Origin of the sequence: Pseudomonas paralactis (assembly GCF_001439735.1) — a bacterium.
Taxonomy (GTDB): domain Bacteria; phylum Pseudomonadota; class Gammaproteobacteria; order Pseudomonadales; family Pseudomonadaceae; genus Aquipseudomonas; species Aquipseudomonas paralactis.
The window spans coordinates 106,982-118,781 of record NZ_JYLN01000011.1; the positions used below are offsets into that span (position 1 = coordinate 106,982).

An 11,800-nucleotide genomic window follows, 5' to 3' on the forward strand; every position below is an offset into this window, starting at 1 on the left:
TTACCCCTTGACCGCGCCAGCCGTAAGGCCGCGCACGAAATACTTGCCTGCGATCACATAGACCAGCAGGGTCGGCAGCCCGGCGATCATCGCCGCCGCCATATCCACGTTATATTCCTTGGCCCCTGTGCTGGTGTTGACCAGGTTGTTCAGCGCCACCGTGATGGGCTGGGAGTCGCCGCTGGAAAACACCACGCCGAACAGGAAGTCGTTCCAGATCTGCGTGAACTGCCAGATCAGGCAGACCATGATGATCGGCGTCGACATCGGCAGAATGATCTGACGGAAGATGGTGAAGAAACCCGCACCGTCCAGGCGTGCCGCCTTGATCAGCGCATCCGGGATGCTCACGTAGTAGTTACGGAAGAACAGCGTGGTGAACGCCAGGCCGTAGACCACGTGGATAAACACCAGGCCGGTAGTGGTGCTCGCCAGGCCCATCTTGCCGAGGGTGAACGACGCGGGCAGCAGCACGGTCTGGAACGGCAGGAAGCAGCCGAACAGCAACAACCCGAAGAACAGTTGCGAACCACGAAAGCGCCAGAACGACAGCACATAGCCATTCAAGGCCCCGATGGCGGTGGAAATCAGCACGGCTGGAACAGTGATCTTGATCGAGTTCCAAAAGTAACCGTCCACAGTGGCCCAGGCCTTGACCCAGCCGATACCGGATACCACGGTCGGCCAGCTCAGCAGGTTGCCGCTGCTGATGTCTTCGGGGGTCTTGAAGCTGGTGAGCAGCATCACCACCAGCGGCACCAGGTACAGCAGCACGGCGAGGATCAGCACCGCATAGATCGCGATACGACTCAGGCTGATGGCAGGTTTGGAGGCGAGACTAGTCATTACGTTTGGTCCTCAGCTCGGAGTAGAGGTACGGCACGATGATCGCGAGGATCGCACCGAGCATCAGGATTGCACTGGCCGAGCCCATGCCCATCTGGCCACGGCTGAAGGTGAACGAGTACATGAACATCGCCGGCAGGTCGGACGAGTAGCCCGGGCCGCCTGCGGTCATCGCCGCTACCAGGTCGAAGCTCTTGATCGCGATGTGCGCCAGGATCATCACCGCACTGAAGAACACCGGACGCAGGCTGGGCAACACCACGCTCCAGTAAATGCGCGGCAGGCTGGCACCGTCGATCTGCGCAGCGCGGATGATCGACTGATCAACCCCGCGCAGGCCGGCCAGGAACATCGCCATGATAAAGCCCGAGGCTTGCCACACAGCGGCGATCACCAGGCAGTAAACCACGCGGTCGGGGTCGATCAGCCAGTCGAGACGGAAGCCTTCCCAGCCCCAGTCCCGCAAAAGTTTGTCCAGGCCCATGCCCGGGTTGAGCAGCCATTTCCAGGCGGTACCGGTGACGATCATCGAGAGCGCCATCGGGTACAGGTAAATGGTGCGGATAAAGCCTTCGCGACGAATTTTCTGGTCGAGGAAAATCGCCAGCGTCACGCCGATCACCAGGGTGATACCGATGAACATCCCGCCAAACAGCGCCAGGTTCTTGCTCGCCACCCACCAACGGTCGTTGTCGAACAAACGCTCATACTGAGCCAGGCCCGCCCACTTGTAGCTGGGCAGAAACGTGGAGGTGGTGAACGACAGCACGAACGTCCAAAGGATGTAGCCGTAAAAGCCCACCAGCACGATGAACATGCTCGGCGCCAGCACCAGTTTGGGCAGCCAGCGTTGCAGCACATCGAACGGCGAGGCCTTGCTGAACACAGCAACAGAACTCATGGGAAAATCCAGTACAGGGAAAAAGGACTAGCATCTGAACCGAACCCTGTAGGAGCGAGCTTGCTCGCGAAGGACTTCAACGATAACGCGTGCATACAGGATGAACGCGGTGACCTTGAGTTTTTCGCGAGCAAGCTCGCTCCTACAGACAGCTACGTTACTTGGCCGACTTGATCGCCGCGCCAAGCTTCTTGGCGGTATCGGCCGGGTCAGCTTTCGGGTCGTTGATGTAGTTGGTCACCACGTCGAAGAACGCACCTTGCACCGCCAGGGTGGTGGCCATGTTGTGCGCCATGCTTGGCTGCAGGCCGCCGGTCTTGGCGTCGGTCAGGAAGTCCTTGGCGGCGGTCTGGGCACAGGAGTCGAAGCCATAGGACTCCATCTTGGTCAGCATGTCGTTACGCACAGGGATCGAGCCCTTGTTGATGCTGAACACTTTCTGGAAGTTTTCACCCAGCACGACTTTGGCGATGTCCTGCTGACCTGCGGCAGTGCCTTTGTCTTTCTGCTTGAACACCGCCAGGGAGTCGATGTTGTAGGTGAAGGCTTTGTCGGTGCCCGGGAACGCTACGCACTCGTAGTCCTTGCCGGCGACTTTCTTGGCGGCAGTCCATTCGGACTTGGCCCAGTCACCCATGATCTGCATACCGGCCTTGCCGTTGATGACCTTGCCGGCTTCCAGGTTCCAGTCCTGGCCTTTGCCGTCCACGTCCATATAGGTCGCAACTTTCTTCAGCTCAGTGAGGGACTTGACCATTTGCGGACCGGTCAGGGCGTCGTTATCCAGGTCAACCAGGGCTTTCTTGTAGCCGTCAACCCCCATGACCGAGAGCACTACCGCTTCGAAAACGGTGCTGTCCTGCCAAGGCTGGCCGCCGTGGGCGAGCGCAATGAAGCCAGCAGCCTTGAGCTTGTCGCCGGCTGCGTAGAATTCTTCGAGGGTGGTCGGGTTCTTGGTGATACCGGCTTTCTTGAAGACTTCCGGGTTGATCCACAGCCAGTTCACGCGGTGGATATTCACCGGTACGGCTACGTAGTCACCGTCGTACTTCACGGTGTCGGAGACTTTCTTGTCGAGCAGGGAATCCCACTTTTCTTCTTTGGCGACGTCTTTGAGCACGTCGGTATCAAGCAGGCCAGTGGACGCCCATTCCTGGATGTCGGGGCCTTTGATCTGGGCAACCCCAGGTGGGTTGCCGGCAACCGCGCGGCTTTTCAGCACGGTCATGGCAGTGGCGCCACCGCCACCTGCAACAGCGCCGTCTTTCCAGGTGAAGCCGTCTTTCTCAACTTGGGCCTTCAGCACATCCACAGCTGCTTTTTCACCGCCGGAAGTCCACCAATGCACCACTTCCACCGTACCTTTGGAGTCGGCGGCAAATGCACTGAGGGGAAACATCGAGGCAATGGAAACAGCAACGGCGAGGCGATTAATCGCGTTCATCTGAGTACCTTTTTTGTTGTTATGCATGCAAGTCTAGAGCTTGCGCTGCACGGAGTTTAAACAGGGATTTTCCTGGTGCAGGTAACAAAGGGACGCACAAATGTCACCACTTGGTGACATAGCGCCCGCTGCCCAATGCACTGGCCAGGCTGGGTGCCAAGGGTAACGCAGGCAGCACGACCGCTTGCCAGGCATGGTACAGATCAGGTTTGCCGCCCCAGATTGTGCTGCTGGGTTGGTTGTGCGGGCTGAGTTCGTGGTGCCAGCTGCCATGGAGTCGGTCGATGAAATGGGTTTCGCAAAACTCCCAGATACGTCGATACCAGATCTCGTAATGCAGTTCACCCGTACGTTTGAGCAGTGCCTGAGCTGCGGCGCTGGCTTCTGCGTGGGTCCAGTGCAAGCGCTCGCGTACAACCGGGCGCCGGTTCCAATCCAAAGTGTAGACAATGCCCGGCGCACCATCCACGGCCCAGGCATATTCGCAGGCGCTGGCGAACAGCCCTTTGGCATCGTTAACCAACCAATCCGGCGTCTGCAACCCGGCCTGCAGGCGCGCAGCTTCCAGGTGCAGGACCAGCCGCGCCCATTCAAAACCATGGCCGGGGGTGATGCCGTAGGGGCGAAAACCATCGGCGGGGTTATCTTCGTTGTAGCCCAGTAGAGGTTTCCACTGCGCGTCAAAATGCTCGATCACCATGAACTGGTTGCTGGCGGCATGGGTGTGGATCACCCGCTCGACGATGCGCAGCGCACGGTCCAGCCAACGGCTGTCAGCGGTGACATCGGCCAGGGCCAGGAAGGCTTCGGTGGCGTGCATGTTGCTGTTGGCACCGCGATAGCCTTCGACACCACTCCAGTCCTGGGCGAAGGATTCCAGCATGGCGCCCTCCTCCTCGCTCCAGAAGAACTGGTTGATGATATGGATGGCGTCGTTCAACAAGGTTTGCGCGCCCGGCGCGCCCGCCACCACGGCAGAGCTGGCGGCCAAAGCCACGAATGCATGCAGGTACGCTGCCTTGCCGGTGTTGCCGTCCAGGGCCTGGGGCGCGGCGAACCAGCCACCGTGCTCACTGTCACGCAACGGCCCGCTGAGGGCCATCACGCCATGCGCCACCAGCTCCGCATAACCGGGCAGCCCCATGGCATGGGCCATGGCGAAGCTGTGGGTCATACGGGCGGTGTTCATGGTTTCGGCGCGGGCATCGGCGGGCAACTGGCCTTTATCGTCCAGGTTGCCAAAACCGTCCGGCAACTGCGAAGCCTTGGCAAACGTCAGCAAGCGCTGACCTTCAGCGGCGAGCCAGGCGTGATGGGCAGGTGCGTTCAGCCAACTGCCGGCAGGCAGTGGTTGCATGGTCATGGGTGGCCCTTTTTGTTTTTTGTGGGATGACCGGAGTCTAAACAAGGGCGCAGGAGGGGCAAGTAACGAAGGGGAGAAGAAATGTCACTATCTGGTGACAATCAATCTCCAAGTGAAAATCCAAACTGTGGGAGGGGGGCTTGCTCCCGATAGCTATATGTCAGTCACCAAATAGAGTCGCTGATACACCGCCATCGGGAGCAAGCCCCCTCCCACATTTAGATCTCATTCAAAGGCCACAACTTCGTTCATTGACCCAGCGGTGTGGCCGCAGCAGGCGCATTGAGGCGCTGGTTCAGATTCTGCACCTGGCTCTGCAAGGTGGTGATATTGCGCGTGGTCTGGATGCGGAACACATCAAACTCCTTGTTGGTCGGCGCATCGACGTTGGCAGGCTGGTTTTCCTGGGCACTCTTGAGCACCAGCAAATCCTGCTCGATACGGGCGATGGCGGCGCCTGGATTGCCCTGCTTCTTCAAGGCAGCCACGTCGTTGGACAAGTCCTTGATCTCGCCCTGAGCCGCCTTGAGGCTGGCGACCGCATCGGTCAGGGCTTGCACCTGGCCTTGCAGCCTGGCATTGGCGGCCGTGAGTTCGGTGGTGCCGGCGCTCATCTGAGCCAGGCGACTGTCCAGCTCGGTGGCTTGGCCGGCGACACCCAACTGTTGCTTGCCCTGTTCCTGCAACTGGGCTTCCAACTGCTTGATCTGCAGTTTCAACGCCTCGCTGCCGTTGTTCACGCTGGCTTCGCTGGCCACGACCTTGCCGGAAATATCCTGCAGGCGCCCCGCCGCTTCCTCGCTGATACGGGCGAAGCTTTCCTGGGTGGCGACCAACTGCTGGCCCATCAGGGAAATCTGCTGGAAGCTCCACCAGGCGAGGCCAGCGAAGGCAATCAGCAGTGCGCCGACCAACGCCCACAACGGGCCGGTGCTGGCACTCTTGACCTTGACCACCGGCGTGGTTCGCGAGCGCACCGAGGTGGCGGCAGTCGGCACGAAATCATCGTCGTCCCCGAGGTCTGCGCGCAGGCTGGGCACGTTGTCGAAGTCGTCTTTTGCATCGTTACGCATGAATCTACCTTGAATCAATGAGGTGGCTGCCCAGAGGCCGAGCGGCGCAAGTATAAACCGTGCTCCAGACGCATAGGTCGACACGGTGCGGCGAATTCGGTTCCCGATGTGTCGCTGGTTATGAGCTTACTTGAGGCCCGGATCCTGAGCTTTCCACCAACTGCAGAACTCATCGAGTGCGGCCCACAAGCTGACCTTGGGCTCGTAGTCCAGATAATGCCTGGCACGGCTGATGTCGAGGGTGAAATCCTTGTTCATTACCTGCATGCCCAAGCGCGATAGCGAAGGCTCCGGCCGCCCCGGCCACATCGCGCAGAACGCCTCATTCAAGGCCGCCACGCTGTAGGACAAACCGTAGGAGCGATAACGGGTCACTTGGGGCAGCTCCATTTGCCGCATCACATAATTGACCACATCCCATATAGGCACCGGTGCGCCGTTACTGATGTTGTAGGCCTTGCCCAATGCCGAGCCGGGGGCGAGCAGGCTGCTGAGCAGCGCTTCATTGAGGTTGTGCACGCTGGTGAAGTCGACCTTGTTCAGGCCATCGCCGACAATGGCCAGGCGGTTCTTGCGCTGCATCTTCAACAGCCGCGGGAAGATGCTCATGTCGCCGGCACCGGTGACAAAACGCGGGCGCAGCGCCAGTACTTCAAGACCGAACTCCTGGGCCCCGAAGACCTTCTGCTCGGCCAGGTATTTGGTGGCGGCATAGGGATGCTTGAAACGCTTGGGCACCTGCTCTTCGGTGAGCCCTGTGTGGTCGCGGCCATCGAAGTAGATCGACGGCGACGACAGATGCACCAGGCGTGTGACGCGCTGCTTGAGGCAGGCTTCGACCACGTTTTCGGTGACCAGCACATTGCCCTGGTGAAAGTCCTGGTACTTGCCCCACAGCCCGACGGCACCTGCGCAATGCACCACCGCTTCAACGTCGCGGCACAGGTCACGCACCAGGTCGGCATCATTCAAGTCACCCTGGATAAACTCGGCACCGCGCCGGACCAGGTGCTCGACACCCTCGGCGCGTCGCCCGTTGACCCGCACATCCAGGCCCTGCTCAAGGGCAAAACGCGCAAAGCGCCCGCCGATGAAGCCGCTTGCGCCGGTGACCAGAATTTTCATGTAGTACTCCGTGTTCTTTCGTTTTTCATCGCTGTGGCCTTGACGCCCGCCGTCACTTCAACGGCACCAACCAGTGGCCACAAACCTGGGCCAGATGGTCGGTCAACAAGCCCAACAGTTGCCCGCCACTGCGCCAATGATGCCAGTACAGCGGCACATCGATGGGCTTATCTGGCAATAACTCGACCAATACGCCGGTGTCCATCTGGTCGCGCACCTGCAATTCGGGCACCAGGCCCCACCCAAGGCCGGCTTCCGTCAGGCGAATAAAACCTTCGGACGACGGGCATAGATGGTGTTCGAAACCTCCGTTCACCCCGAGGGAGGCCAGATAACGGTGTTGCAGGAAATCATCCGGACCGAACACCAGCGCCGGCGTGCGCGCCAATTGATCGGCCTGCACGCCCTGCGGGAAATGCCGAGCAATAAACGCCGGGCTGGCCAACGCCCGATAACGCATGGCCCCCAACAACAGGCTACGAGCGCCAGCCACCGGGCGCTCGCTGGCGCAAATGCAAGCCGCGACCTCACCGGCGCGCATACGCTTAAGGCCCACGGTCTGGTCTTCGACCACCAGGTCCAGCAGCAAGTGCTGTTCGGCGCAGAAGTCGCTGATGGCTTCGGCCCACCATGTGGCCAGGCTGTCGGCATTCAGCGCGATGCGCAGGCGCTCGGGCATCCCCTCCTCATCCAGCGCCGGCACCTGGCTTTGCAGGTCACGCTCCAGTAAGCGCACCTGTTGCACATGGTTGAGCAGGCGCCGGCCGATGTCGGTCGGGGTCGGGGGCGAAGCCCGTACCAGCACCGGTTGCCCGATACGCGCCTCCAGTAATTTGATGCGCTGGGAGATCGCCGACTGCGACAGCCCCAGCACCTGAGCACCGCGCTCGAAGCCAGCTTGTTCCACCACCGCCGCCAGGGCGGAAAGCAATTTATAGTCGAACATCAGTTTTCCTAATGAGCGATCAGCAATATTGGTTTTTCTTATACAGGCCCGACCCGCACCATAGCCAGCATCGTTTAAGCATCAACAAGGATTCCTCTCTATGTGGCAGAGCTATATGAACGGCTTGCTGGTGGCCCTCGGGCTGATCATGGCAATCGGCACACAGAACGCGTTCGTCCTCGCACAAAGCCTGCGCCGCGAGCATCACTTGCCCGTCGCGGCCTTGTGCGTGATCTGCGATGCGCTGTTGGTGGCCGCCGGGGTGTTCGGCCTGGCCACCGTGCTGGCCCAGAGCCCGATCCTGCTTGCGGTGGCACGCTGGGGCGGCGCGGCGTTCCTGTTGTGGTATGGCGCGTGTGCGCTGCGCAGGGCCTGTTCAAAACAAAGCCTGGATCAGGGTGCCAGCCTCAAGACCCGCTCATTGCGTGCCGTGCTGTTGAGCGCACTGGCGGTGACCCTGCTAAACCCACACGTGTACCTGGACACCGTGCTGTTGATCGGCTCCCTGGGCGCGCAACAAACCGAACCGGGGGCCTACGTGGCCGGTGCGGCCAGCGCTTCGTTCCTGTGGTTCACCACCCTGGCGCTCGGCGCGGCATGGCTGGCACCCTGGCTGGCACGCCCGGCCACCTGGCGCCTGCTGGACTTGCTGGTGGCGGTGATGATGTTCTCGGTGGCCTACCAATTGATCAGCGCCTGAGCAATAGTTGAAAACCCGCTGGAACCTCTATCCCACACAGTTGTTGCGTGGTTATGCCGCACCCCCGGTGCTATGATCAGGCCCCTGCGCCGCAAAGAGTACAAACTCCCCGGCGCATGTTTGGCCGCCCGTGATCGGCCTTGCGCTCACCGCAACTGACCTGATTAGGAGAATCATCATGGCTTTCGAATTGCCGCCGCTGCCCTACGCACACGATGCCCTGCAGCCGCACATCTCCAAGGAAACCTTGGAATACCACCACGACAAGCACCACAACACCTATGTCGTGAACCTGAACAACCTGGTGCCTGGCACCGAGTTCGAAGGCAAGACCCTGGAAGAAATCGTCAAGTCTTCCTCGGGCGGTATCTTCAACAACGCCGCTCAAGTCTGGAACCACACCTTTTACTGGAACTGCCTGGCGCCAAACGCCGGCGGCCAACCAACCGGCGCGCTGGCTGAAGCCATCAACGCTGCGTTCGGTTCGTTCGACAAGTTCAAGGAAGAGTTCACCAAGACTTCGGTTGGCACCTTCGGTTCCGGTTGGGGCTGGCTGGTGAAAAAGGCTGACGGTTCCCTGGCTCTGGCCAGCACCATCGGTGCAGGCAACCCGCTGACCAGCGGCGACACCCCGCTGCTGACCTGCGACGTGTGGGAACACGCCTACTACATCGACTACCGCAACGTGCGTCCAAAGTATGTGGAAGCGTTCTGGAACCTGGTCAACTGGAAGTTCGTGGCTGAGCAGTTCGAAGGCAAGACCTTCACTGCCTAAGCAGCACCTTCAGTAAAAAGAGCCCGGCGATTGCCGGGCTTTTTTGTGCACGCAAGGCAAACCACCCAGAAACAGCGGAACTCAACAGTAACAATTCACCACACAAACGCCAGGAGGAATAAACCTCCTAATTCAATGTGGAGAATGACGATGGATCCTATTTCGATGGCAACTGGGGTTGCAGGTGCAATCCCAATGGTTGCGGGTATTGTTGATAAAGGGCTGGATCTGGCAAACGGTGCCATGAAGGCAGGAAACAAAGTCCTGGACATGGCAAGCAAAGTCCTGGACATGGCCAGTGAAGGCGCCAAGATCGCTGGGGAAGCGCCAAAGCCCCAGGGTAAAATCGATTTCTCTTAAATCGTCGCCCACTCGAAGGCGGACTTCCTCCGCCTTCTCCGCTACCGGGCTTCGAGCCCGCTGACCTTCCTGCGTTTATCCCGCCCAAACCTCAATTAAGCTGCGAGCCCAATGTCCCTTTGACTGCCATCCTCAGATTGCCAATACTCATGGCATATTGACGGCCACCCGCATGAGACAAGGAATGCCCCTTTGAAGCTGGAACTCAAAAACAGCTTGTCGGTGAAGTTGCTACGGGTTGTGCTGCTGTCGGCCTTGATCGTGGGCGTGGCGCTGAGCGTGGCGCAGATCGTTTTTGACGCCTACAAGACCCGTCAGGCTGTGGCTGACGATGCGCAACGCATCCTCGACATGTTTCGCGACCCCTCAACCCAGGCCGTCTACAGCCTGGACCGCGAGATGGGTATGCAGGTGATCGAAGGGTTATTCCAGGACGACGCCGTGCGCATGGCCTCCATCGGTCATCCCAACGAGACCATGCTGGCGGAAAAAAGCCGTGCATTGCAGCACTCCCCCACCCGCTGGTTGACCGATCTGATTCTTGGCCAGGAACGCTCCTTTACCACCGCACTGGTGGGCAAAGGCCCCTATAGCGAATACTACGGCGACCTCAGCATCACCCTGGATACCGCCACCTATGGCAGAGGTTTCCTGGTCAGCTCGGTCATCATCTTTATCTCCGGCGTATTGCGCGCGCTGGCCATGGGGCTGGTGCTTTACCTGGTGTATCACTGGATGCTGACCAAACCGCTGTCACGGATTATTCAGCACCTGACCTCGATCAATCCGGACCGCCCCAGCGAACACAAGATCCCTCAACTCAAGGGCCACGAACGCAACGAACTGGGGCAGTGGATAAACACCGCCAACCAGTTACTCGAATCCATCGAGCGCAATACCCACCTGCGCCACGAGGCCGAATCCAGCCTGCTGCGCATGGCCCAATATGACTTCCTGACCGGCCTGCCCAACCGCCAGAAGTTGCAGGAACAGTTGGACAAGATCCTCACCGACGCCGGCCGCAGGCAACGACGCGTAGCGGTGTTGTGCGTCGGGCTGGATGACTTCAAGAGCGTTAACGAACAGTTCACCTACCAGGCCGGCGACAAACTGCTGCTGGCCCTGGCCGATCGCCTGCGCGCCCACAGTGGGCGCCTCGGCACGCTTGCCCGCCTGGGCGGCGACCAGTTCGCCCTGGTGCAGGCCGATATCGACCAGCCGTACGAAGCCGCCGAACTGGCGCAAAGCATTTTGGATGATCTGGAGGCGGAGTTCGCGTTTGAGCATGACCTGATCAGGCTGCGTGCCACCATCGGTATCACGCTGTTCCCTGAAGATGGCGACAGCACCGAGAAGTTGCTGCAAAAAGCCGAGCAGACCATGACGCTGGCCAAGAGCCGCTCGCGCAACCGCTATCAGTTTTATATCGCCAGCGTGGACAGTGAAATGCGCCGGCGCCGCGAATTGGAAAAGGACCTGCGCGATGCGCTGAGCCGCGACCAGTTCCACCTGGTGTACCAGCCGCAAATCAGCTACCGCGACCATCGCGTGGTCGGCGTGGAGGCCCTGTTGCGCTGGCAACATCCGGAGCACGGCCTGGTCCCGCCGGATTTGTTTATTCCGCTGGCAGAACAGAACGGCACCATTATCCCGATTGGCGAATGGGTGCTGGACCAGGCATGTCGGCAACTGCGCGAATGGCACGACCTGGGCTTCACCGCACTGCGCATCGCCGTCAACCTGTCTACGGTGCAACTGCACCACACCGAGTTGCCGCGGGTGGTCAACAACCTGATGCAGATCTATCGCCTGCCGCCCCGCAGCCTGGAACTGGAAGTGACCGAGACCGGCCTGATGGAAGACATCAGCACCGCTGCCCAGCACCTGCTGAGCCTGCGTCGCTCCGGGGCGCTGATCGCCATTGATGACTTCGGCACCGGTTATTCATCCCTGAGTTACCTCAAAAGCCTGCCGCTGGACAAGATCAAGATCGACAAGAGCTTCGTCCAGGACCTGCAGGATGACGACGATGACGCGACGATCGTGCGCGCCATCATCCAACTGGGCAAAAGCCTGGGTATGCAGGTGATTGCCGAAGGCGTGGAGACCGCCGAACAAGAGGCGTACATCATCTCCGAAGGCTGTCATGAGGGTCAGGGCTATCACTACAGCAAACCGTTGCAGGCGCGGGAGTTGGCGGCTTACTTGAAGCAGTCCGAGCGTAATAACGCGGTGAGTCTGTGAATTAACCAACCAATACCAAATAT

11 protein-coding genes are annotated in these 11,800 nt (G+C 59.9%); 4 read left to right on the top strand and 7 right to left on the bottom strand.

Going from position 1 to position 11,800, the window contains the following annotated elements:
* From TX23_RS23440 to TX23_RS23470, 7 genes are all read right to left on the bottom strand, one after another.
* The gene (locus TX23_RS23440) at positions 1 to 846 is read right to left on the bottom strand and encodes a carbohydrate ABC transporter permease (protein WP_005790778.1); all 846 of its coding nucleotides are present in this window, start codon (positions 844 to 846) and stop codon (positions 1 to 3) included.
* The gene (locus TX23_RS23445) at positions 839 to 1,747 is read right to left on the bottom strand and encodes a carbohydrate ABC transporter permease (protein ID WP_005790780.1); all 909 of its coding nucleotides are present in this window, start codon (positions 1,745 to 1,747) and stop codon (positions 839 to 841) included. Before TX23_RS23445 ends, TX23_RS23440 begins: the two co-directional genes overlap by 8 nt.
* 157 nt (positions 1,748 to 1,904) lie before the next feature.
* Positions 1,905 to 3,191 (bottom strand): ABC transporter substrate-binding protein, encoded by a 1,287-nt coding sequence (locus tag TX23_RS23450; RefSeq protein ID WP_057704246.1) that lies wholly within the window; start codon positions 3,189 to 3,191, stop codon positions 1,905 to 1,907.
* Positions 3,192 to 3,294: 103 nt separating this feature from the next.
* A complete protein-coding gene (locus tag TX23_RS23455) occupies positions 3,295 to 4,554 on the bottom strand; it encodes a D-mannose isomerase (protein WP_057704247.1) in 1,260 nt (419 codons plus the stop codon).
* A 248-nt stretch (positions 4,555 to 4,802) separates the two neighbouring features.
* Complete coding sequence (locus TX23_RS23460) at positions 4,803 to 5,627, bottom strand: coiled-coil domain-containing protein (RefSeq protein WP_057704248.1); 825 nt, start codon at positions 5,625 to 5,627, stop codon at positions 4,803 to 4,805.
* A 126-nt stretch (positions 5,628 to 5,753) separates the two neighbouring features.
* Positions 5,754 to 6,752 carry an NAD-dependent epimerase/dehydratase family protein gene (locus TX23_RS23465; protein ID WP_057704249.1) on the bottom strand — a complete coding sequence of 333 codons (999 nt, stop codon included), beginning with the start codon at positions 6,750 to 6,752 and terminating at the stop codon, positions 5,754 to 5,756.
* A gap of 52 nt (positions 6,753 to 6,804) precedes the next feature.
* On the bottom strand, positions 6,805 to 7,698 hold the full coding sequence (locus tag TX23_RS23470; RefSeq protein ID WP_057704250.1) for a LysR family transcriptional regulator ArgP: 894 nt from the start codon (positions 7,696 to 7,698) through the stop codon (positions 6,805 to 6,807).
* A gap of 100 nt (positions 7,699 to 7,798) precedes the next feature.
* On the opposite strand from TX23_RS23470, the gene TX23_RS23475 reads away from it, so the two are divergent.
* The 4 genes from TX23_RS23475 (at position 7,799) to TX23_RS23490 (ending at position 11,777) form a co-directional block, all read left to right on the top strand.
* A complete protein-coding gene (locus TX23_RS23475; protein WP_057704251.1) occupies positions 7,799 to 8,398 on the top strand; it encodes a LysE/ArgO family amino acid transporter in 600 nt (199 codons plus the stop codon).
* A 178-nt stretch (positions 8,399 to 8,576) separates the two neighbouring features.
* The gene (locus TX23_RS23480; RefSeq protein ID WP_003212997.1) at positions 8,577 to 9,173 is read left to right on the top strand and encodes a superoxide dismutase; all 597 of its coding nucleotides are present in this window, start codon (positions 8,577 to 8,579) and stop codon (positions 9,171 to 9,173) included.
* Positions 9,174 to 9,323: 150 nt separating this feature from the next.
* Complete coding sequence (locus TX23_RS23485; RefSeq protein WP_157243947.1) at positions 9,324 to 9,533, top strand: hypothetical protein; 210 nt, start codon at positions 9,324 to 9,326, stop codon at positions 9,531 to 9,533.
* Between the two features lie 192 nt (positions 9,534 to 9,725).
* Entirely contained in the window at positions 9,726 to 11,777 is a 2,052-nt protein-coding gene (locus TX23_RS23490) for a putative bifunctional diguanylate cyclase/phosphodiesterase (RefSeq protein ID WP_057704253.1), read from the top strand.
* The last annotated feature ends 23 nt before the right edge of the window (positions 11,778 to 11,800 follow it).

Excerpts from the sequence above, each read along its gene's own strand:
- TX23_RS23470 (WP_057704250.1), bottom strand. The coding sequence starts at position 7,698 with ATGTTCGACTATAAATTGCTTTCCGCCCTGGCGGCGGTGGTGGAACAA.
- TX23_RS23475 (WP_057704251.1), top strand. The coding sequence starts at position 7,799 with ATGTGGCAGAGCTATATGAACGGCTTGCTGGTGGCCCTCGGGCTGATC.
- TX23_RS23480 (WP_003212997.1), top strand. The coding sequence starts at position 8,577 with ATGGCTTTCGAATTGCCGCCGCTGCCCTACGCACACGATGCCCTGCAG.
- TX23_RS23465 (WP_057704249.1), bottom strand. The coding sequence starts at position 6,752 with ATGAAAATTCTGGTCACCGGCGCAAGCGGCTTCATCGGCGGGCGCTTT.
- TX23_RS23440 (WP_005790778.1), bottom strand. The coding sequence starts at position 846 with ATGACTAGTCTCGCCTCCAAACCTGCCATCAGCCTGAGTCGTATCGCG.
- TX23_RS23460 (WP_057704248.1), bottom strand. The coding sequence starts at position 5,627 with ATGCGTAACGATGCAAAAGACGACTTCGACAACGTGCCCAGCCTGCGC.
- TX23_RS23455 (WP_057704247.1), bottom strand. The coding sequence starts at position 4,554 with ATGACCATGCAACCACTGCCTGCCGGCAGTTGGCTGAACGCACCTGCC.
- TX23_RS23485 (WP_157243947.1), top strand. The coding sequence starts at position 9,324 with ATGGATCCTATTTCGATGGCAACTGGGGTTGCAGGTGCAATCCCAATG.
- TX23_RS23445 (WP_005790780.1), bottom strand. The coding sequence starts at position 1,747 with ATGAGTTCTGTTGCTGTGTTCAGCAAGGCCTCGCCGTTCGATGTGCTG.
- TX23_RS23450 (WP_057704246.1), bottom strand. The coding sequence starts at position 3,191 with ATGAACGCGATTAATCGCCTCGCCGTTGCTGTTTCCATTGCCTCGATG.